At 65.0% G+C, this 21825-nt stretch carries 18 protein-coding genes and 1 riboswitch; of the genes, 5 read left to right on the forward strand and 13 right to left on the reverse strand.

Features of this window, described 5'->3' with window-relative positions:
- Nucleotides 1–31 precede the first annotated feature (31 nt).
- Nucleotides 32–229, reverse strand: coding sequence for a sulfur carrier protein ThiS (thiS, locus tag WK25_RS00650; RefSeq protein ID WP_040143104.1), 198 nt, complete (start codon nt 227–229; stop codon nt 32–34).
- 33 nt (nt 230–262) lie between these two features.
- On the reverse strand, nt 263–1399 hold the full coding sequence (locus tag WK25_RS00655; protein ID WP_069240809.1) for an FAD-dependent oxidoreductase: 1137 nt from the start codon (nt 1397–1399) through the stop codon (nt 263–265).
- Nucleotides 1400–1633: 234 nt separating this feature from the next.
- A riboswitch (TPP riboswitch) is annotated at nt 1634–1756 on the reverse strand.
- 277 nt (nt 1757–2033) lie between these two features.
- Here WK25_RS00655 and WK25_RS00660 point away from each other — a divergent pair.
- Entirely contained in the window at nt 2034–3803 is a 1770-nt protein-coding gene (locus WK25_RS00660) for an ABC transporter ATP-binding protein/permease (protein ID WP_069240810.1), read from the forward strand.
- 67 nt (nt 3804–3870) lie between these two features.
- Here the strand turns inward: WK25_RS00660 and thpR are convergent, their stop codons facing one another.
- From thpR to WK25_RS32245, 3 genes are all read right to left on the reverse strand, one after another.
- Nucleotides 3871–4419 carry an RNA 2',3'-cyclic phosphodiesterase gene (gene thpR / locus WK25_RS00665; protein WP_069240811.1) on the reverse strand — a complete coding sequence of 183 codons (549 nt, stop codon included), beginning with the start codon at nt 4417–4419 and terminating at the stop codon, nt 3871–3873.
- Nucleotides 4416–5906: an alanine/glycine:cation symporter family protein gene (locus WK25_RS00670; RefSeq protein ID WP_069240812.1), complete on the reverse strand. Its 1491-nt coding sequence runs from the start codon at nt 5904–5906 to the stop codon at nt 4416–4418. The genes thpR and WK25_RS00670 overlap by 4 nt, the downstream gene beginning before the upstream one ends.
- Before the next feature lie 487 nt (nt 5907–6393).
- Entirely contained in the window at nt 6394–6528 is a 135-nt protein-coding gene (locus tag WK25_RS32245) for a hypothetical protein (RefSeq protein ID WP_257785756.1), read from the reverse strand.
- A 112-nt stretch (nt 6529–6640) separates the two neighbouring features.
- Here WK25_RS32245 and WK25_RS31995 point away from each other — a divergent pair, with 112 nt between their 5' ends.
- From WK25_RS31995 to WK25_RS00680, 3 genes are all read left to right on the forward strand, one after another.
- Nucleotides 6641–6967, forward strand: coding sequence for a hypothetical protein (locus WK25_RS31995; RefSeq protein WP_226209351.1), 327 nt, complete (start codon nt 6641–6643; stop codon nt 6965–6967).
- Nucleotides 6964–7767, forward strand: coding sequence for a lipid II-degrading bacteriocin (locus WK25_RS00675; RefSeq protein WP_226209353.1), 804 nt, complete (start codon nt 6964–6966; stop codon nt 7765–7767). Before WK25_RS31995 ends, WK25_RS00675 begins: the two co-directional genes overlap by 4 nt.
- Nucleotides 7768–7830: 63 nt before the next feature.
- Nucleotides 7831–8205 carry a hypothetical protein gene (locus WK25_RS00680; RefSeq protein WP_069240813.1) on the forward strand — a complete coding sequence of 125 codons (375 nt, stop codon included), beginning with the start codon at nt 7831–7833 and terminating at the stop codon, nt 8203–8205.
- Between the two features lie 123 nt (nt 8206–8328).
- Here the strand turns inward: WK25_RS00680 and WK25_RS00685 are convergent, their stop codons facing one another.
- The 3 genes from WK25_RS00685 to WK25_RS00695 form a co-directional block, all read right to left on the reverse strand.
- Nucleotides 8329–9795, reverse strand: coding sequence for a glutamate synthase subunit beta (locus WK25_RS00685; RefSeq protein WP_069240814.1), 1467 nt, complete (start codon nt 9793–9795; stop codon nt 8329–8331).
- Nucleotides 9796–9879: 84 nt separating this feature from the next.
- A complete protein-coding gene (locus tag WK25_RS00690) occupies nt 9880–14583 on the reverse strand; it encodes a glutamate synthase-related protein (RefSeq protein ID WP_040143094.1) in 4704 nt (1567 codons plus the stop codon).
- A gap of 288 nt (nt 14584–14871) precedes the next feature.
- A complete protein-coding gene (locus tag WK25_RS00695; protein WP_040143092.1) occupies nt 14872–15585 on the reverse strand; it encodes a transposase in 714 nt (237 codons plus the stop codon).
- Nucleotides 15586–15778: 193 nt separating this feature from the next.
- On the opposite strand from WK25_RS00695, the gene WK25_RS00700 reads away from it, so the two are divergent.
- Nucleotides 15779–16510 carry an OmpW/AlkL family protein gene (locus WK25_RS00700; RefSeq protein ID WP_069240815.1) on the forward strand — a complete coding sequence of 244 codons (732 nt, stop codon included), beginning with the start codon at nt 15779–15781 and terminating at the stop codon, nt 16508–16510.
- A gap of 165 nt (nt 16511–16675) precedes the next feature.
- Here WK25_RS00700 and ugpQ read toward each other — a convergent pair whose 3' ends face one another.
- From ugpQ to ugpB, 5 genes are all read right to left on the reverse strand, one after another.
- On the reverse strand, nt 16676–17440 hold the full coding sequence (gene ugpQ / locus WK25_RS00705; RefSeq protein WP_040143088.1) for a glycerophosphodiester phosphodiesterase: 765 nt from the start codon (nt 17438–17440) through the stop codon (nt 16676–16678).
- Between the two features lie 36 nt (nt 17441–17476).
- On the reverse strand, nt 17477–18562 hold the full coding sequence (locus WK25_RS00710; protein WP_040143086.1) for a sn-glycerol-3-phosphate import ATP-binding protein UgpC: 1086 nt from the start codon (nt 18560–18562) through the stop codon (nt 17477–17479).
- Nucleotides 18563–18593: 31 nt separating this feature from the next.
- Complete coding sequence (gene ugpE, locus WK25_RS00715) at nt 18594–19439, reverse strand: sn-glycerol-3-phosphate ABC transporter permease UgpE (protein ID WP_040143084.1); 846 nt, start codon at nt 19437–19439, stop codon at nt 18594–18596.
- Nucleotides 19436–20320 carry a sn-glycerol-3-phosphate ABC transporter permease UgpA gene (gene ugpA, locus WK25_RS00720; protein ID WP_040143083.1) on the reverse strand — a complete coding sequence of 295 codons (885 nt, stop codon included), beginning with the start codon at nt 20318–20320 and terminating at the stop codon, nt 19436–19438. The genes ugpE and ugpA overlap by 4 nt, the downstream gene beginning before the upstream one ends.
- A gap of 95 nt (nt 20321–20415) precedes the next feature.
- Nucleotides 20416–21750, reverse strand: a complete 1335-nt coding sequence (gene ugpB / locus WK25_RS00725) for a sn-glycerol-3-phosphate ABC transporter substrate-binding protein UgpB (RefSeq protein ID WP_040143082.1) — start codon at nt 21748–21750, stop codon at nt 20416–20418.
- Nucleotides 21751–21825 lie beyond the last annotated feature (75 nt).

Raw genomic sequence — 21825 nt, forward strand, 5'->3', positions numbered from 1 at the left:
TCCTGGAGGAGCGTGGGCGAACCGGCGGCGCTCAGCCGCCCGCGACGGGGTGCACCACGTCGAGCTTGTCGCCCGCCGCGAGCGCGCGCGCCGCATGCTGCGTGCGCGCGACGAAATGGCCGTTCAGCGCGACCGCGTACGGCGGCCGCGCGCCGTACGCTTCGAGCGCGTCGGCCACCGTCGCGCCGTCGGGCAGCGTCAGTGTCTGTTGATTGATCTGGATGTCCATGGAGCTTGGTCGGATTCGATCGGCGGCGCGCAATCAGGCCGGCTGGCGTGCGTCGTCGCGATGGTGAAGGAGCGTCGGCCAGCGCGCGGCATCGCGCCATGCGTCGAACGCGTCGGTATCGGCGAACGCGCCGCCGAGCGCGGCCTGCGCGAATTCAACCGCCGCGTGCGCGACTTCCGGCGCGATCATGAAGCCATGCCGGTACAGGCCGTTGACGGCCAGCGTCGTCGCGCCGTCCCAGATCACCGCCGGGCGATGATCGGGCAGCGTCGGTCGGCACTGCGCGTTGAGTTCAAGGATGCGCGCCTCGCCGAAGGCCGGATGAACGGAGAACGCCGCGCTCAGCAGTTCGAGCGCGGAGCGCACGCTGACCGGCGACATGTCCTCGCCCTCGACCTCGGTCGCGCCGATCACATACAGGTCGTCCTGCTTCGGCGCGATGTACAGCGGATAGCGCGGATGCAGCAGCCGCACCGGCCGCGTGAGACCGATGCCGGGCGCCCGCACGCGCGCAACCTCGCCGCGGATGCCGCGCAGCGCAGGCAGCGCGGATTTGGCGCCGAGGCCGCGGCAGTCGATCGTGAAATGCGCGTCGGGCCGATTCGCGTCGTCGATCGTCGCGTGCCAGTGCAGCGCGACGCCGCGTTGCGCGAGGCCTGCCGCGAGCGCGCGCAACGCCTGCCGGTTGTCGAGCTGCCCTTCGCGCGGCAGCATCAGCCCGCGCGCGAAGCGCCCGGCGAGTGCGGGCTCGGCCGCGTCGATCTGCGCGCCGGCCAACGCGATGAAGCCGCCGTCGAACAGCTCGGCCGGCGCGTTCGCGCGCACGCGCCGTTCGAACAGCGGCGCCTCCGCGCGATCCGCGTGATGCCAGACGACGAGCGTGCCGCGATGCTGAAAGAACACGGATTCAGGAAGCTCGGCGAGCCACTGCGGCCAGCGAGCGAGCGACGCCGCGCCAAGCTCGGCAATCAGGCGTTCGGCGCTCGCCGCCTCGGCGAGCGGTGCGAGCATCGCGGCCGCGATCCACGCGGCCGACTGCTCGCCGTCCGGACCGCCGCGCTCGTACAGCGCGACGCGGTGCCCGTCGCCCGCGAGCCGCCACGCGATCAGGCGGCCGACGAGGCCGCCGCCGAGTACCGCGAAATCGGGCCGGGAAGCGTGGAGATTCATTGCGCGCCCTCCCCGCGAGCCGCGCGCACATCTGCAGCGAATGCCGGCGCACGCGCACCGCCGCGTGCAGACACACACGGCGGCGAACCGGAAACAGCGCAAAAGACTGAAGATTGAGCGGTCATCATTCCTTCCGTAACGCGCGACGCGCGTACCCAAAAGGACGAAACCGGCGGCAGCGGCCGGCCGGGCGGGACTCGGGCGCTGACCATGTGGGATGGCAGCCAGCGCGGCCCGGCGGGATCAGAAACTTCCCTCGCCGGTATTACCCGGATCGGGTGCGAAGGGTCTTTCTCAGCCTCGCCGCGTTGCCCGGAACTACCCGCGGCCGCGCTCGAAGCACCCCTGTTTCGTCGTCGGCCATTAGACCATAAAAGCGGAAAACGCCGCAAACTGTCCCCCATGCGGCAAATTCGCCGTCGTGCCGCGCACGCTCTGGCACAATGCCCGCAGGCCGGCCGCGCGAGCGGTCGGTTGCCGCGTCACTGCCGGTCTTAAGTGCCGTTTAAGACGTGCAGGCCACCATCCGGACGCCCGCCGTCAGTCGGCCCCCGTGCCGGCATGCCGCACGCCGTATCGCGGCGCGCACCCGGCCTCGCCGGGCCCCGCGCGCCGGCCACACATCAGGAAGCACATGACCCAATCGATCGATCCCGTCCGCCCCGCCTCCGACGCGCCGCAGGACGAGCGCCCGGTATCCGCATGGAGCCTCATCAAGCCCTATTGGGTGTCGTCGGAATGGAAAGTCGCGTGGGGGCTGCTGATCACGATCATCGCGATCAATCTCTGCGTGGTCTGGATCAACGTGAAACTGAACAAGTGGAACGTGGGGTTCTACAACGCGCTGCAGTCGAAGAACGTGCGCGATTTCCCCGGCCTGTTGATGCAGTTCTCGGGATTCGCGTTCGCATTCATCATCCTCGCCGTCTACGGCCGTTATCTGCGCCAGATGCTCGGGTTCCGCTGGCGCCAGTGGCTCACCGAGCGCTTTCTCGGCCAATGGCTCGGCGATCGCGCGTTCTACCGGATCGAGCGCGACCGCCTCGCCGACAACCCCGACCAGCGGATCACCGACGACCTCCAGTCGTTCGCCACGGCCACGCTCACGCTGTCGCTCGACCTGCTGTCGACGGTCGTCACCCTCGTGTCGTTCATCGCGATCCTGTGGTCGCTTGCGGGCGCGCTGACGATTACGCTCGGCGCGACGCCGATCGCGATTCCCGGGTACATGGTCTGGGCGGCCGCGCTGTATGCGGTGGTCGGCTCGCTGATCATCCAGAAGGTCGGCCACCCGCTCGTGTCGATCAACTATCAGCAACAGCGCGTCGAGGCCGACTTCCGCTTCGGTTTGATCCGCGTGCGCGAGAACGCTGAGCAGATCGCGTTCTACGACGGCGAAAAAACCGAGATCGGCACCGCGCAAACGCTGTTCATGCGCATTCGCGACAACTGGTGGCGCGTGATGAAGTACACGAAGCGCCTTACGTTCGTCACGGCGTTCTACAGTCAGATCGCGATCATCTTCCCGCTCGTCGTCGCGGCGCCGCGCTATTTCGCGGGCGCGTTCTCGTTCGGGGTGCTGATGCAGATCGCGTCCGCATTCGGAACCGTCAGCGATTCGTTCTCGTGGTTCATCAACAGTTACTCGACCCTGGTCGACTGGCGCGCCACCGTCAATCGTCTGCGCGAATTCAAGCGCGTGATGGGCACGTCGCACCTGAAGGAAAGCCTGTCGCCCGCGACCGAGCACGGCGGCATCAACCTGCACTACGTCGATGCGGCGAAGCTGTCGACCTCGTCGCTGAAGCTCGCGCTGCCGAACGGCACCGCGCTCGCGAACATCGGCAACGTGACGATCGAACCGGGCTCGCGCTGGCTCGTGATCGGCAAGTCGGGTTCGGGCAAGAGCACGTTCATGCGCGCGCTGGCCGGCTTGTGGCCGTTCGGCGACGGCGCGATCGACGCGCCGGTCGGCGCACGGATGATGTTCGTGCCGCAAACCAGCTACCTGCCGATCGGCACGCTGAAGGCCGCGCTCACCTATCCGGCCGCGCCCGATGCGTTCACCGACGATGCGTGCCGCGACGCGCTGCGCGCGTGCCGTCTCGAAGACTACGTCGAGCGCCTCGACGAAACCGGTCACTGGACGCGCGTGCTGTCGCCGGGCGAACAGCAGCGTCTCGCCGGCGCGCGCGTGCTGCTGCACAAGCCGGATTTCCTGTTCCTCGACGAAGCGACGAGCGCGCTCGACGCCGACAACGAAGCGCGGCTCTACCACCTGTTCGCCGAGCGGCTGCCCACGGCCGCGATCGTCAGCATCGCACACCGCGAGTCGCTCGCCGCGTTCCACGTCGGCACGATCAACGTCGAACGCGTGAACGACGACGACAAGGTCGCCGCGTAACCTCGCCACGGAAGGCCGGCACATACCGCGCCGGCCTTCTTCTCCTGCTCGTCCTCCGGCCTTCGCGCTAGGCCCGCCCGACCGGCACCGACACGATCGGCACATGCGATACGCCGTCGCGCGACAACCGGCTTTCAAATAACGTCAGCGCGTCGAAGCGCAGCGCGACCGGCCGTCCGGTCGCGCCGCCGTGTGCGGGTTGCCCTTCCGCGTCGCGCGGCAGCCGCGCGAGCGTGACATGCGGCCTGAACGGCCGGCGGTCGGCCGGCACGCCCAACTCGCGCAGCAGCGCGCACAACTCGGCATTCAGCGCCGCACAGGCAGCATCGGGCGCAAGTTCCGCGACGATCAGCCGCGCGCGCGGCAGGCTCGGCCACCAGGCAATCCGCTCGACCCGCTGCAACGGCAGCGCATGCGCGGCCGCAAGCGCCGGCAGGCGCGCGGCCAGCGCGTCGCAACGCGCGCGTTCGATCGCGCCGATGAACGAGAGTGTCACGTGCAGTTGCGCGGGCAGCGTCCGCCGCGCGCCACGGGTGACCGGCAACGCATGCAGCGCGTCGCGCGATGCCGTATCGGGCATCAGCGCGACGAATGCACGCAGCCGGTCGGCGTTCATGACTCGCGCACCGCGGCACGCGGCGCGCTCGCTGCATCGGCCGAAACCGGGCGCGGCGGCAGCGGGCCATGCTCGCCCCACACGTCGGCCGGCAGCACGTTCGCAAGCGCCGGGATCGTGTTGCGCGTGAACACCGGATCGGCGATGCCGGCCGCGCGCTGGCGACAATAATCGGCCCACGCGGCGTGCGCGTATTTGCCGAGCGCGAGGATCGCGATCAGGTTGATGATCGCCATCAGTCCCATGCTCGTATCGGCCATCGCCCACACGAGCGGCAGTTGCCCGACGCTGCCGAACATCACCATCCCGAGCACCGCGATCCGGAACAGCGGCAGCACGCCGCGCCGCTTCGTAATGAATTCGACGTTGCCCTCCGCGTACGCGTAATTGCCGATTACCGACGAGTACGCAAAGAAGAAGATCGCGAACGCCATATAGATGCCGCCCCAGTCGCCGACGTGGCTCGCGATCGAGCGCTGTGTGAGCGCCGCGCCTTCCATCCCGGTGCCCAACTCGTACTGGCCGGACAGCAGGATCACGAACGCGGTCGCGCTGCAGATGACGATCGTGTCGACGAACACGCCGAGCATCTGGATCAGCCCCTGCACGACCGGATGCCGCGTGCTGGCGGTCGCCGCCGCATTCGGCGCGCTACCCATGCCCGCCTCGTTCGAAAACAGCCCGCGCTTGACGCCCATTGCGACCGCCTGACTGACCGCATAGCCCGTCAACCCGCCTGCGGCCTGCTCGAGACCGAAGGCGCTTTTCACGATCAGCGCGATCACGGCCGGCACCAGCGCGATATGCGTCGCGACCGCGTAGACTGCGAGCGCGAGATAACCGATCGCCATCACCGGCACGATCACCTGCGCGACGGCCGCGATGCGGCGAATGCCGCCGAAGATGATCGGCGCGCTCAGCAGCACGAGGCCGAGGCCGACCGTCTCGCGGCTCCAGCCGAACGACGTGTGGAATGCATCGGCGATCGCGTTGGCCTGCACCGCGTTGAACACGAAGCCGAACGCGAGGATCAGAGACAGCGAGAACAGCACGCCGAAGCCGCGCGAGCGCAGGCCAGTCTGGATGTAGTACGCGGGGCCGCCGCGATAGCTGCCGTCCGGATGCGACACCTTGAAGATCTGCGCCAGCGTCGCCTCGACGAACGCGGACGACATCCCGACGAGCGCCGTCATCCACATCCAGAAAATCGCGCCCGGACCGCCGACCGTCAGCGCGACCGCGACGCCCGCGATGTTGCCGGTGCCGACCCGGCTCGCGAGCCCGGTCGCGAATGCCTGGAACGACGAGATCCTGCCCGGTTCGCCCTTGCTGCCGACCAGCTTCATGCTGAGGAACAGCGCCTTCAGCTGGATCATCCGAAACCGCAGCGTGAACCACGCGCCGGCGCCGAGCAGCAGCGCAATCAGCACGTAGTTCCACAACACGCCGTTGACGGCGTCGATCAGCCCATGCACGAGTGCTTCCATCCAGTGTCCTTGCAAATAGGTCGATTACGTATAGCGGTCGCGCGAACACGGTCCGCGGGGCGACATGATAGGACAGTTTGCAAGGTTTATTACAAAACGAAAGATTTGAGCTAGCGGCAAACGGATAGCGGATGCCATCAGGTTAGGTGATGCTTCGGGAAAATCCGACGAGCCGGTGGGGTCGAGCAAACGAGTGGACGGCGACACGATGATCGTCAGATCCGATGCCACGCGTCGACGCGTGTGGCCTGCAACGCGTCGAACGAGATGCGACCGGCCGGAATCGACCACCAGATGCGTGCATGCCAGCCTGGCCGAGTGATCCGCTAAGGCGACGACATTATTGCGAATGAATCCGCCTTCTTTGACATTCCGAAACGTTGTTGATGGCGACATTGGCCAGCTAGTGCTGTCTCCATGTTTGCCGCCTTGCGTGGCCCATTCGTTCTGCACGTACCGCGACCAATTGCAAGCCGCTTCACAGTGATCAGGCTTCCACGCCTTTCTGGAAAAGGCTCTCCGGCCAGCGAAGCAATCCCCCCAGATGGGGTATGTCCGCCGCATTTTTCTCGAAAAATTCGAGAAAAATGCGGGTTGCAGGGTGCGTCGAAAACTGCTTCATGTTCACCACTAGAACGACGGATACACGCCGCGCGGAATCCGGTAAAGAATGATGGCATATGATTCGCATTACGAATTACTCTGGAAACTCAAGAATAGGACGGAGGCTTGAAATGAAAGATCGCGATTCGTCAACCATCGAAAGTATTGAGCTCATTGCACAAACGCGCCGCCATCGAGAAAGACGGCGGCTCCTGGCAAGCTCAACGGCCATCCCTCTCTATGCGCTACTGAAGCACTCGATATGTTCCGCACAATCCGGCACGTTGCCGCCGATTTCAGTCACCGCTCCACGCCTACCGAGGCTCGATGGCTTCTCCGGTAAAGTTGGGGGTGGAGGGTCAATGTCCGAGGCGGCGCTCGGCTATCCGAAACTTTGTGCTTTGGCAGATATTGCTCCGCCACGGAAATTTTCAATAATGCAGATTATGGTGACATGATTGCCACGACAGAGGATTTTTTCAAATTCCTTTTTGAGCATCGCAACGAAATGTTCTGGCGAAATCAATTGACTTTGGTAGGCGAATTTACTGGATGGCTGGCGAGAGGCGGCTACAGGAATTTCCCTGGCGCAAATTCATACAACCTCAATGTCGCCCTGGGTCGACATGCCGACGTATCGACCCTATTCGGCATCTACGCGAATCAGCTCAATGGCATCCGCCCAATTTCAGAGTTTCAGTTTTACGGCAGCCCTTTCATGTTCATTGGGGCCGTCTATTATTGGATCTTCGGAAATGGGGAGCGAAAATCGATCAACCTCGAATCCATGAATCTGAGAATGAGCATTTCGGATTTCGAATTAATCCGGGCCAGCGTAGATAATCCCGGATACGGTCCGGGTACTTATCCGATCGACGGGCCGTTCAGCACTAACGTCTTCAGCCACGGCGCACAAGACTTCTGGTCCGCGACCACTGTGGGCCGCGTGTCGGGTCACGTTCGAGGAACATTGACGATGCAGGAAGACAACACCTACCGCTTCGTTGGCTCCTATACATTGAATCCGGACAGATTCGATGCTGACCGCTCCAATCGACCGTTCCCGCAAGAATGGATGACTACCATTCTGCGAGAAATCGGCTCAATACTTGGCCACACCGACTATCAAATCTACTTCGATGGCGAAAAGGAAATTTCGTTCTCTGGCCAAAGGCCCGTGCGGAACGCCGAAACGCGTCCACCCCAAGCAGTTCACCGGCCATCGTTCGGCGGACTCATGCGCCCGAGGCTCCGGTAAATGTAACGACAGGGTTTTCATCCGTCATCGCAACCTCATGTCCGGAGAGCTACCGAAACGATCATGACCGCAACAGTCACTCGCTGTATCGTTCGCCTCGCGCTTGTTCTTGTCGCGACAGCCTTCGCTCTGGTGTTGTTGTTTCTTATCATCGTTGGAATTGCCAGATACGAGCGGGACGAAGGCAGTTGTCCTGATGCGCCGGCCGAAGAGCTGGAGGCCAAAATTCTCGCATTCGCCAAAGAACGAGGCGTAGAGATGAACGAAGTCGAATTCATCGGCAAGCCCCGCTACTATGCCGACAAGCTCGGCTGGTGGGCATTCGATCTAAAGTCGCGCGACGGAAACTACGCGGCAACGATCGATTGCGACCGCCGCATCACGGGTTTCGGGAAAATCCAGAAGCTTCCGCTCGAATCGGCGAAACCCGCACAATGACGTCGCTAAACGGCACTCCCTGGACGTGTGCCGCCAGCAGAGGCCCTCGCCGCCGGCTCCCGCAAAAAAACGGGCGCCCTTTCGGACGCCCGGCCTTCATCGAGACGAAACCGCCCGCAATACTCAGCGCGGCAGCTCCGAATGCCCCATCAGGTACGCATCGACCGAGCGCGCGCACTGGCGGCCTTCGCGGATCGCCCACACGACGAGCGACTGGCCGCGACGCATGTCGCCTGCCGCGAACACCTTGTCGACCGACGTGTAGTACGAACGATCGCCTTCGGTCGCGGCGCGCGCATTGCCTCGCGCATCCTTCGCGACGCCGAACGCGTCGAGCACCGGCGCGGCCGGCTGCGTGAAGCCCATCGCGAGCAGCACGAGGTCGGCCTTCATCTCGAACTCCGAGCCCGGCACTTCCTGCATCTTGCCGTCCTTCCACTCGACGCGCACCGCGATCAGCTTCTCGACCTTGCCGTTCTTGCCTTCGAGGCGCTTCGTCGCGACTGCCCAGTCGCGCTCGCAGCCTTCCTCGTGCGACGACGACGTGCGCAGCTTGATCGGCCAGTACGGCCATACGAGCGGCTTGTTCTCCTCTTCCGGCGGCTGCGGCAGCAGTTCGAACTGCGTGACCTGCTTCGCGCCGTGACGATTCGACGTGCCGACGCAGTCCGAACCCGTGTCACCACCGCCGATCACGATCACGTGCTTGCCCTTCGCAAGCAGCTGGTCGGTGAGCTTGTCGCCTGCGTTCACGCGGTTTTGCTGCGGCAGGAAGTCCATCGCGAAATGGACGCCGGCGAGCTCGCGACCCGGCACCGGCAGGTCGCGCGGCGTTTCCGAACCGCCTGCGATCACGACCGCGTCGAATTCTTCCTTCAGCGTCTCCGGCGAAATGGTTTCTTTCGCGAGGTTGCCGATCGATTCGGGCAGCGGATCCTTGCCGATGAACACGCTCGTGCGGAACGTCACGCCTTCCGCTTCCATCTGGCGCATGCGGCGATCGATCAGCCACTTCTCGAGCTTGAAGTCGGGGATCCCGTAACGCAGCAGACCGCCGATGCGATCGTTCTTCTCGAACACCGTCACGTCGTGGCCGGCGCGCGCGAGCTGCTGCGCGGCGGCGAGGCCGGCGGGGCCCGAGCCGACGATCGCGACTTTCTTGCCCGTCTTGTGTGCGGCCGGCTGCGGCTTCACCCAGCCTTCTGCCCACGCCTTGTCGATGATCGCGTGCTCGATCGACTTGATGCCGACCGGATCGTTGTTGATTCCGAGCGTGCACGCTGCCTCGCACGGCGCCGGGCAAATGCGGCCCGTGAACTCCGGGAAGTTGTTGGTCGAGTGCAGGACTTCGATCGCCTGCTGCCAGTCCTGGCGATAAACGAGATCGTTGAAGTCCGGGATGATGTTGTTGACCGGGCAGCCGTTGTTGCAAAACGGGATGCCGCAATCCATGCAGCGCGCGCCCTGAACCTTCGCGTCCGCGTCGGTCAGCGCCGCGACGAATTCCTTGTAGTGCTTCACGCGCGTGAGCGGTGCTTCGTACGCCTCGTGGCGGCGTTCGAACTCCAGAAAACCGGTTGCCTTGCCCATAAGGTGCTCTTCTGTTCGGTGTATCGGGTGGGGAGCCGCGCGCGGCAATCATGCGCGCGCGGCAGTCGCTATGTCGTTCGTCGTTCAGGCGGCCAGCACTTCCTTCGCCGCCTTCTTCGCACCGATTTCGCCCAGCGCGCGCTTGTATTCGTGCGGGAACACCTTCACGAACTGGCGGCGCGCCGCGTCCCAGTTTTCCAGCAGCGACTTCGCGCGCGGCGAACCCGTGAACTGGAAATGACGCTCGACGAGCCCCTTGAGCAGCGCCTCATCCGTCGTGCCCTCGTGCCAGAGTGCGCGATCGACCGTGCGCTCCTGCTCGGCCTGCTGCAGCACCGGCTCCAACGCGACCATCGACTTGTTGCACTTCGCCGCGAACGTGCCTTCCGGATCGTAGATGTAGGCGAGACCGCCCGACATGCCGGCCGCGAAGTTGCGCCCGGTTTCGCCGAGCACGACGACCGTGCCGCCCGTCATGTATTCGCAACCGTGGTCGCCGGTGCCTTCGACGACCGCCGTCGCACCCGAGTTGCGCACGCAGAAACGCTCGCCCGCCACGCCGCGGAAGAAGGCCTCGCCTTCGATCGCGCCGTACATCACCGTGTTGCCGCAGATGATGTTTTCCTCGGACTTGCCGCGGAAGTCGTTGGTCGGACGGATAATGATCCGGCCGCCCGACAGGCCCTTGCCGACGTAGTCGTTGCCGTCACCGACGAGATCGAGCGTCACGCCCTTCGCGAGGAACGCACCGAAGCTCTGGCCGGCCGTGCCCTTCAGCTGGATGTGCACTGCATCGTCCGCCAGGCCGTCGTGGCCGTGCTTCTTCGCGATCACGCCCGACAGCATCGCGCCGACCGTCCGGTTCACGTTGCGCACCGGCTGGATGAACGACACGTGCTCGCCGTTCTCGATCGCGGCCTTCGCCTTCTCGATCAGCACGTGGTCGAGCGCGCGCTCGAGGCCGTGATCCTGCACGTCGACGTGACGGCGCGCGACGTCCTCGCATTCTTCCGGCTGATAGAACACGCGCGAGAAGTCGAGGCCCTTCGCCTTCCAGTGCTCGATGCCCTTGCGCGTATCGAGCAGGTCCGCACGGCCGATCAGGTCGTCGAACTTCGCGATGCCGAGCTGAGCCATGATTTCGCGCACTTCCTCGGCGACGAAGAAGAAGTAGTTCACGACGTGCTCGGGCTGGCCCTTGAACTTCGCGCGCAGCACCGGGTCTTGCGTCGCAACGCCGACCGGGCACGTGTTCAGGTGGCACTTGCGCATCATGATGCAGCCTTCGACGACGAGCGGCGCCGTCGCGAAGCCGAATTCGTCCGCGCCGAGCAGCGCGCCGATCACGACGTCGCGACCCGTCTTCATCTGGCCGTCGGCCTGCACGCGGATCCGGCCGCGCAGGCGGTTCAGCACCAGCGTCTGCTGCGTTTCGGCCAGGCCGAGTTCCCACGGCGTGCCCGCATGCTTCACCGACGACAGCGGCGATGCGCCCGTGCCGCCGTCGTGGCCGGCGATCACGACGTGGTCGGCCTTCGCCTTCGCGACACCGGCCGCGACCGTGCCGACGCCCACTTCCGACACCAGCTTCACCGAAATGCTCGAGCTCGGGTTCACGTTCTTCAGATCGTGAATCAGCTGCGCCAGATCCTCGATCGAGTAGATGTCGTGATGCGGCGGCGGCGAGATCAGGCCGACGCCCGGCACCGAGTAACGCAGCTTGCCGATGTATTCGGACACCTTGTGGCCCGGCAGCTGACCGCCTTCGCCCGGCTTCGCGCCCTGCGCCATCTTGATCTGGATCTGATCGGCCGATGCGAGGTACTCGGCGGTCACGCCGAAGCGGCCCGACGCAACCTGCTTGATCTTCGAGCGCAGCGAATCGCCGTCCTTCAGCGGGATATCGCTGACGATCTCGTCGCCGATCACCGACTTGAGCGTCTCGCCCGACTTGATCGGGATGCCGCGCAGCTCGTTGCGATAGCGCTTCTCGTCCTCGCCGCCTTCGCCGGTGTTCGACTTGCCGCCGATCCGGTTCATTGCGATCGCGAGCGTCGCGTGCGCTTCGGTGCTGATCGACCCGAGCGACATCGCGCCGGTCGCGAAGCGCTTCACGATCTCCTTCGCCGGCTCGACGTTCTCGATCGGGATCGCCTTGGTCGGCTCGACCTTGAACTCGAACAGGCCGCGGAACGTCATGTGACGCTTCGTCTGATCGTTGATCAGGTGCGCGTATTCCTTGTACGTCTGGTACGAGTTGCTGCGCGTCGCGTGCTGCAGCTTCGCGATCGAATCCGGCGTCCACATGTGATCTTCGCCGCGCACGCGATACGCGTACTCGCCGCCCGCGTCGAGCATGTCGCGCAGGATCGGGTTGTCGCCGAATGCATCGCGGTGCAGGCGGATCGCTTCCTCCGCGACTTCGAACAGGCCGATGCCGCCGACCTTCGATGCCGTGCCCTTGAAATACTTCTCGACGAGGTCGCTCGACAGGCCGAGCGCTTCGAAGATCTGCGCGCCCGTGTACGACATGTACGTCGAGATGCCCATCTTCGACATCACCTTCTGCAGGCCCTTGCCGACCGCCTTCGTGAAGTTGTAGACGGCCTTCTCCGGCGACAGGTCGCCCGGCAGCCCTTCGGCCATCTTCGCGAGCGTTTCCATCGCGAGGTACGGGTGCACGGCTTCCGCGCCATAGCCCGCGAGCAGCGCGAAGTGGTGCGTCTCACGTGCCGAGCCCGTCTCGACGACGAGGCCCGTGCTCGTGCGCAGCCCTTGCTGGACGAGGTGCGTGTGGATCGCCGACGTGGCGAGCAGCGCCGGAATCGCGACGTGCTCGGCGTCCGTCTTGCGGTCCGACACGATCAGGATGTTGTAGCCGGACTTCACCGCGTCGACGGCTTCCGCGCACAGCGACGCGAGGCGCGCTTCGATGCCTTCCTTGCCCCATGCGACCGGATAGCAGATGTTCAGTTCGTACGCGCTGAACTTGCCGCCCGTGTACTGGTCGATCGCGCGGATCTTCGCGATGTCCTTGAAGTCGAGCACCGGCTGCGACACTTCGAGACGCATCGGCGGGTTGATGTTGTTCGTGTCGAGCAGGTTCGGCTTCGGGCCGATGAACGACACGAGCGACATCACCATGTTCTCGCGGATCGGGTCGATCGGCGGGTTCGTGACCTGCGCGAACAGCTGCTTGAAGTAGTGATAGAGCGTCTTGTTCTTGTTCGACATCACCGCGAGCGGCGAGTCGTTGCCCATCGAGCCGACGGCCTCTTCGCCCTGCTGCGCCATCGGCGCCATCAGGAACTTCAGGTCTTCCTGCGTATACCCGAACGCCTGCTGGCGGTCGAGCAGCGCGGCGCCCTGCGTACGGCCGGCCGCGACTTCCTCGGCCTTCGGCTCGATTTCGTCGAGCTTGATGCGCACGGCGTCGATCCAGCTCTTGTACGGCTTCGCGTTCGCGAGGTTGTCCTTGAGCTCCTTGTCGTCGATGATGCGGCCGTGTTCCATGTCGATCAGGAACATCTTGCCCGGCTGCAGGCGCCACTTCTTGACGATCTTCGATTCCGGAATCGGCAGCGTGCCGGCTTCCGACGCCATGATGACGAGGTCGTCGTCCGTGACAATGTAGCGCGCCGGACGCAGGCCGTTACGGTCGAGCGTCGCGCCGATCTGGCGGCCGTCGGTGAACGCGATCGCGGCGGGGCCGTCCCACGGCTCCATCATCGCGGCGTGGTACTCGTAGAACGCGCGGCGGTTCTCGTCCATCAGCGTGTGCTGTTCCCACGCTTCCGGGATCATCATCATCACCGCGTGCACGAGCGGGTAGCCGGCCATCACCAGCAGTTCGAGGCAGTTGTCGAACGATGCGGTGTCCGACTGGCCCGGGTAGATCAGCGGCCACAGCTTCGGCAGATCGTCGCCGAGCACATGCGATGCGATCGCGCCGGTACGTGCGTTCAGCCAGTTCACGTTGCCCTTCACGGTGTTGATCTCGCCGTTGTGCGCGATCATCCGGTACGGGTGAGCCAGTTCCCACGCCGGGAACGTGTTGGTCGAAAAACGCTGGTGCACGAGCGCGAGCGCCGACACGACGCGCTCGTCCTGCAGGTCGCGGTAGTACACGCCGACCTGGCCCGCGAGCAGCAGCCCCTTGTAGACGACCGTGCGCGCCGACATCGACGGCACGAAGTATTCCTTGCCGTGCTTGAGCTTCAGCGCCTGGATACGGTGGCTCGCGGTCTTGCGGATCACGTACAGCTTCCGCTCGAGCGCGTCCGTCACCATGATGTCCTTGCCGCGGCCGATGAAGATCTGGCGGATCAGCGGCTCGCTCGCCTTGACCGTGGGCGAGATCGGCATCGTATGGTCGACCGGCACGTCGCGCCAGCCGAGCACCACCTGGCCCTCGGCCCGCACCGTCCGCTCGAGCTCCTGCTCGCACGCGAGACGCGACGCGTTTTCCTTCGGCAGGAAGATCATCCCGACCCCGTATTCGCCGGCCGGCGGCAGCGTCACGCCCTGCTTCGACATTTCCTCGCGGTAGAACGCGTCGGGAATCTGGATCAGGATCCCCGCGCCGTCGCCCATCAGCGGATCGGCGCCGACCGCGCCGCGGTGGTCGAGGTTTTCGAGAATCTTCAGACCCTGCTGAATGATCTCGTGACTTTTCTTGCCCTTGATGTGAGCGACGAAGCCGACGCCGCAGGCGTCATGTTCGTTTTGCGGGTCGTACAGACCTTGTGCGGCGGGCACCGCGGCGAGCGGCTGCTGGTGGTCGTTCATGGGGACACCGTCGTAAAGGGGCCTCGAGGGCCGTTGAACCATTTTTTGTTGCCGTCACTCCCGCTCCCGACGGGAGACGGCACGGCCGACAGTGGTTGGGCGAACTTCGCCGGGGCCACCGGAATTCGGAATATACGCGACGAATCAAAGGAATAGCAACAAAAACCGCATGATCGATCCCCAATTAAACGAACGCTTCGATGTGGTGCCATTTTATTGGGGACGTATCATTTTGGTGCAAAAAGAAGCGGCGCCCGCCGCGCCGCTTCGTGGCCCGCCTCTCCGGCGTTACTGCTGGATCGGCGGCGTATTTTCACGCACCTTTCTGGGGCGTCCGCGCGGCAGCGGCGACACGCGGCGGTTCGCGGTGCGCGCCGCCCACTCGCGGTAATTTTCGCCGCCGAGCACCCATCCCTTGAGCGTCGCCTGCTGGAGTTGATCGGCCTGCCGCTCGTCGAGCGGCTGCTCGCAGAGCTCCTTGTACGCGCGCTGACGGTCGAACGGCGTGTTGCCGAGCGCCCAGTAGAGCGGGTGATCGGTAATCAGGCTATCGACGGTGAGGCCCACGTGGTGGCGGTAGCTCGACCAGCGGTAGGCATCGGGCGTCGCAACAAGCTGCGAGCGCACCGGGCTCATCTCGACCACGCGGCTCGCGAGCAGGAAATAGCGCTCGCCTTCGATGACGGTCGCCCGATAGCGGCCTTCCCACAAGGTGCCGCGGCGCGAATAACGCCGGTTGAAATGCGCGACGTAACGGCGGCCGACCGCCTGCATCGCCTTCGGCAGGCTCGCTTCGTCGCTCGGCGTAACGAGGAGTTGCACCTGTCGCGGGAGCAGCACATAGGCATGCACCGACAGGTGATGATCGCGTGCCGCGGCCTTCAGACAATCGATGAAAAGCTCGTAGTCCTGGTCGTCGACGAACGCGGGTTGCTGATCCAGGCCGCGCAGTATCACGTGCTGCGGCTGGTCGGGAACGTAAAGTCGTGCTAACCGTGCCATGCTGAATGTCCGTTTGAACGCGTTAGGAAATACCCGGAGGTCCGAAATTGCGCACTTGCGTAGAATGCCTGTCCCTGCGGGGCGCGGAAGCGTACGGTCGTGCGAATCCTAGGGAGAAAGCTCTAACTTGCGAGCTTGTTTGGTTTTAAACGCAGTCGTCATAATGAGCACGCCTTTGATCGGAGGAGACACAATGAAACGAAATCTGGCCATTACGGGGGCCGCAGCGCTCGCATTCGCATTTGCGGGCGGTACGGCACACGCACAATCTGCAGGTGATTTCTACGTCAGCACCGGCTGGTTCCACCTGTCCCCTCAGGACAGCAGCGACCCGCTCTTCGTGTACGGCGTAGGCGGCACGCCCATCAATCAGTCGATTCCCAACACCGGCGCCGGCATCAGCGACGCCGATACCCTCGGCCTCGCGACCGGCTACTTCGTTACCGACCATATCTCCACCGAGCTCGTCATGGGGATCCCGCCGAAGTTCGACATCACCGGCAAGGGTCAGTTCGAAAAGTTCGGCGTCCTCGGCCGTGCGTACCAGTGGAGCCCTGCGCTGTTGCTCCGCTACCACTTCAACGATGCCAACGCGAAGTTCCGTCCGTATGTGGGCATCGGCGCGACGTATGTCTGGTTCACCGGCGCGAAGATCACGAACGGCAGCTTCGAGAACGGCGTGCTCGGCGGTCCGACCAGCGCGACGACCAGCAACCAGTGGGCGCCCGTGTTCAACGCAGGCTTCACGTACAACTTCACCAAGCACTGGTTCGGCGGCCTGTCGATTTCGTACATCCCGGTCAGTGTGACCGCGACGTTCACGACGGCACGCCGCACGCCGGTCGGCACGCTGACCGAGACGTCGAAGGCCCATATCTCGCTCAACCCGATCGTCACGTACCTGAACGTCGGCTACCGCTTCTAAGCGTAGTCGAATATTTGGGGAATGGTTAATCCTGCTGCAATTTGTAGCGGATTTTTCGTCGAGTAACGCGGCCGCGATGCAAAACGCCCCGGTGGAGAACCCGCCGGGGCGTCGTTTTTTCGCGTCGGGCACGTTTCCGTGCAGGGTTTTACCTGCCGCGCGGCACTACACGAGGCCGTCCAGCGACGACGGGCCGATCAGGTCGATGCGGTCGGTGCAGACCGCATCGACGCCCCATCGCACGAGTTCGCGCGCCCGCGCGAGGTCGTTCACCGTGTAAACCAGGATGCGCAGCCCCGCCGACTTGATGGCGCGCACGAGCGCTTCGTCGAGTTCCGCGTGGTTGGCGTGCAACGATACGCAGTCGAGCGCGCCGACCACCTGCGCGTGCCAGTCGTCCGGAACCGCGTCGTACAGCATCCCGCGCGCCAACCCGGGCGCCGTCGCGCGCGCCTGCTGAAGCGCGTCGAACGAGAACGACGACAGCAGCGGCGGCACGGCCGCGCCGTGCCAGTACGCGGCCGCGTCGCCGGCCACGCGGCGCCCGGTGTCGCGTTCGCGGCCCGGGCACGGCTTGATCTCGACGTTCGCGGCGAGCCCGTGCGCGATACAGCGCGCCGCCGCCGCCTCGAACGTCGGCATCTGCTCTCCCGTGAAGCGCGCATCGAACCACGCGCCCGCGTCCAGCGCGGCCAGTTCCGCATAACGCATGCCCGCGGCCGGCCCGCTGCCGTTCGACGTGCGGTCGACCGTGTCGTCGTGCAGCAGGAAGGTCACATCGTCGGCAGACAGCTTCGCGTCGAATTCGACCATCCGGTGACCGCGGCGCGCGCCCTCGTCGAGCGCCGCGAGCGTGTTTTCGGGCGCGAGCGTGCCGCCGCCGCGATGGGCGACGACGCGCGGATAGGGCCAGTCGGGGCAGGTTGTCATCGTCGGCCTCGTCACACGTTCAGCAGGTCGTCAGGGTCAGCCGGCACGCTTGCCGGTCTCGGGATCGAAGAAATGCAGCCGGTGCGCGGGCAACGCCGCGCCGAAGGCCGTCCCGCGCGCAGGACGGTCCGCGTGCGGCAGACGCACCGCAACGTCGTGGTTGCCCCAGCGGCCGTGCGCGAGATTGTCCGCGCCGAGCAGTTCGCACGAGTCGACCGGCAGCGTGGCCTGCGCGACGCCCGGCTGCGGCGTCATGTGCTCCGGCCGCACACCCAGCACCCAGTCGCGGCCCGTGGCGATCGCGGCGCCGATGCCCGGCGCGCCGGCCACCGGCAGCGCCGGGCCGCCGCCTGCGACCGTAAACGTCGCGCCGTCGTCGGACAGCCGCCCGTGCAGCAGGTTCATCGCCGGCGAGCCGATGAAGCCGGCGACGAACACCGTCGCCGGCTTTTCGTACACGTCGACCGGCGCGCCGATCTGTTCCGCGTAGCCGCGGTTCATCACGATCACGCGCTGCGCGAGGGTCATCGCCTCGATCTGGTCGTGTGTCACGTAGACGCTCGTCGTCGCGAGCCGCGCATGCAGCCGCTGGATCTCGAGCCGCATCTGCACGCGCAGCTTCGCATCGAGGTTCGACAGCGGCTCGTCGAACAGGAACACCGCCGGCTCGCGCACGATCGCGCGGCCCATCGCGACGCGCTGGCGCTGGCCGCCCGACAGTTCGCGCGGCCGCCGCGCGAGCAGCGGCTCGAGTTCGAGGATCTTTGCGGCCGCGGCCACCCGCGCGTCGATCGCCGCACGGTCGATACCGCGGATCTTCAGCCCGTAACCCATGTTTTGCGCGACCGTCATGTGCGGATACAGCGCATAGTTCTGGAACACCATCGCGATGTCCCGATCCTTAGGCTCCAGCGCGTTCACCACACGCCCGCCGATCGCGATCTCGCCGTCCGTCACCGTCTCGAGCCCCGCGATCATCCGCAGCAGCGTCGACTTGCCGCAGCCCGACGGGCCGACCAGCACGATGAATTCGCCGTCGGCGATCTCCACGTCGATGCCGTGCAGCACGTGCTGCTTGCCGTCGTAGGATTTCCTGACGCCCTTCAAGCTCAGCGCAGCCATACTTGATCCTTCTCCCGGTTGCCGTCTTTGGTTATTTCTCGGAATCAACGAGGCCGCGCACGAACCAGCGCTGCATCGCCAGCACGACGACGAGCGGCGGAATCATCGCCAGCAGCGTCGCCGCCATCACGTATTGCCATTCGGTCGCGGCATCGCCGCTCGCGATCATCGTCTTGATGCCGACCACCGCCGTCGACAGCGACGCCTCCGTCGTGATCAGGATCGGCCACAAATACTGGTTCCAGCCGTAGATGAACGTGATCACGAACAGCGCCGCGATGCTCGTCTTCGACAACGGCAGCACGACGTCCCAGAAAAAGCGCAGCGGCCCCGCGCCGTCGATGCGCGCGGCGTCCATCAACTCGTCTGGCAACGTCATGAAGAACTGGCGGAACAGGAATGTCGCGGTCGCCGACGCGATCAGCGGCAGCGTGAGCCCCGCGTAGGCGTTCGTCATGTGCAGCGTCGACACGACCTGCACGGTCGGGAAGATCCGCACTTCGACCGGCAGCATCAGCGTGACGAAGATCAGCCAGAACGCCGTATTGCGGAACGGGAAGCGGAAATAGACGATCGCGTACGCGGACAGGATCGACACTGCGATCTTGCCGAGCGCGATCCCGAGCGCCATCACGAAGCTGTTGACGAGCAGCCGGCCGAACGGCGCCGTCGTGCCGCCGCTGCCGTGCCCCCAGATGTACGCGACGTTCTCGAGCAAATGCGTGCTCGGCACCAGCGACAGCGGAATCGTGAACACTTCCTGCGCGTTCATCGTCGCCGCGCAGAATGCGACGTACACCGGAAACACGATCAGCACGATGCCCGCGATCAGCACCGCATGGCAGAACAGGTCGAAGCCCTTGCGATTTTCGATCATGCGTATTGCACCCTGCGTTCGACGAAGCGGAACTGGATCACCGTGAGTCCGACGACGATGATCATCAGCACGACCGACTGCGCGCCCGAGCTGCCGATGTCGAGGCCCTGGAAGCCTTCCGTGAAGATCTTGTAGATCAGCGTCTTCGTGCTTTGGGCCGGGCCGCCCGCCGTGGCCGCGTCAATGACCGGGAACGTGTCGAAGAACGCGTACACGAGATTCACGACAAGCAGGAAGAAGCTCGTCGGCGACAGCAGCGGCAGCACGATGTTGAAGAAGCGCCGCACCGGGCCGGCGCCGTCAATCGCCGCCGCCTCGATCAGCGAGCGCGGAATCGCCTGCAGCCCCGCGTAGAAGAACAGGAAGTTGTAGCTCACCTGCTTCCACACCGACGCGAGCACGACGAGAAACATTGCCTGGCTGCCGTTCAGCGCGTGATTCCATACGATGCCGCCCTTCGCGAGCGCGTACGTGACGAGGCCGATGCTAGGGTTAAACAGGAACGCCCACAGCACGGCCGCGATCGTCGGCGCGACCGCGTAAGGCCAGATCAGCAGTGTGCGGTACACGCGTGCGCCGCGGATCACGCGGTCCGCGCATGCGGCGAGCAGCAGCGACACGACGAGCCCGCTCGCCGTCACGAGCGAGCTGAACACGAGCGTCGTCCGGAATGAGTCGAGGTAGAGCGGATCGGCGAACAGGCGCGCGAAGTTCGCGAAGCCGACGAATTCGCTCGACGTGCCGAACGCGTCCTGCATCTGCGTCGACTGCCACAGCGCGACGCCGGCCGGCCACAGGAAGAACACGGCGGTGATCGCGAGCTGCGGCGCGATCAGCAGGTACGGCAGCAGGCTCGTGCCGAAACGGGAACGGGATTGCATCGCGGGTGTCCGAAGGCGAAACGGAAAGGGAACCGCGCCGCCGGCCCGTGCGCGCATGCGCGACGCGGCAGCCGGCGGCACGAACGCGATGCGGGTCAGCCGCCCGACTTCTCGAAGCGGCGCAGCAGCTCGTCGCCGCGCGACGCCGCCGAATCGAGCGCGTCCTTCGGCGACTTCTTCTGCGCCCAGACCTGCTCCAGCTCCTCGTCGACGACCGTGCGGATCTGCGGCATGTTGCCGAGACGCAGCCCCTTCGTGTAAGGCAGCGGCGGCTTGTTCAGCATCTGCTTGATCGCGGTTTCCGCGCTCGGGTTCTTCGCATAGAAGCCTTGCTGGCGCGTGAGGTCGTATGCAGCCGTCGTCACCGGCAGATAGCCCGTTTCCTGATGCCACTTCGCAGCGATCGGCGGCGAAGACAGGAACGCGAGGAATTTCGCGACGCCCTTGTAGGTCGCGGCATCCTTGCCGGCCAGCACCCACAGGCTCGCGCCGCCGATGATTGCGTTCTGCGGCGCGCCCTTCACGTTCGCGTCGTACGGCATCATCCCGGTGCCGTAGCTGAACTTCGCGAACTTCTGCACGTTCGCGAGCGCGCCCGACGACGTCGTCAGGATCCCGCAGTCGCCGCTATAGAACTTCGCCGACGCTTCGTCCTTGCGGCCCGCGTACGTGAACGTGCCGTCCTTCTGCATCTGCTGCAGGAACGCGATATGGGCGATCTGCTGCGGCTTGTTGAACTCGAGCACCGCGTCGGTGCCGTCGAAGCCGTTGTTGCGGCTCGCGAACGGCAGCGCGTGCCACGCACTGTAGTTCTCGAGCTGGATCCAGCCCTGCCAGCCGGTCGTGAAGCCGCACGCCATCCCGGACTTGCGCAGCTTTTCCGCGTCGGCCTGCACGTCGGCCCACGTCTTCGGCGGCTGGTTCGGGTCGAGCCCGGCCTTCTTGAACGCGTCCTTGTTGTAGTACAGCACCGGCGTCGAGCTATTGAACGGCATCGACACGAGGTGGCCCGTCTTCGCGTCGCTGTAGTAGCTCGCGATGGTCGGCACGAACGCCTTTTCGTCGAGCGGCACGCCGGCCTGCTTGAACACGTCGTAGACCGGCACGACGGCCTTCTTCGCCTGCATCATCGTCGCGGTGCCAACTTCATACACCTGGAGGATCGCCGGCGCGTTGCCGCTGCGATAGGCGGCGATGCCCGCGGCGAGCGCCTGGTCGTAAGTGCCCTTGAAGACCGGCACGATCTTGTAGTCGCTCTGCGACGCGTTGAACTGCGCGGCGAGCTCGTTCACGCGCTCGCCGAGTGCCGACTCCATCGCATGCCAGAACTGGATCTCCGTCGCGGCGAACGCCGCATGCTGCACACCGAACATCAACGCGCCGCCCAGCGCGATCGAGCGAATCATGGTCCCCGCGGGCTTCTTCTTCATCGACCTCTCTCCTGTGAAAACGTTACCAACAGCGTGTGCAACATTCCCGTCGCCATCGAACCGGCGAAGTCTAGT

It is taken from the genome of Burkholderia latens, from assembly GCF_001718795.1.
Classification (GTDB): domain Bacteria; phylum Pseudomonadota; class Gammaproteobacteria; order Burkholderiales; family Burkholderiaceae; genus Burkholderia; species Burkholderia latens_A.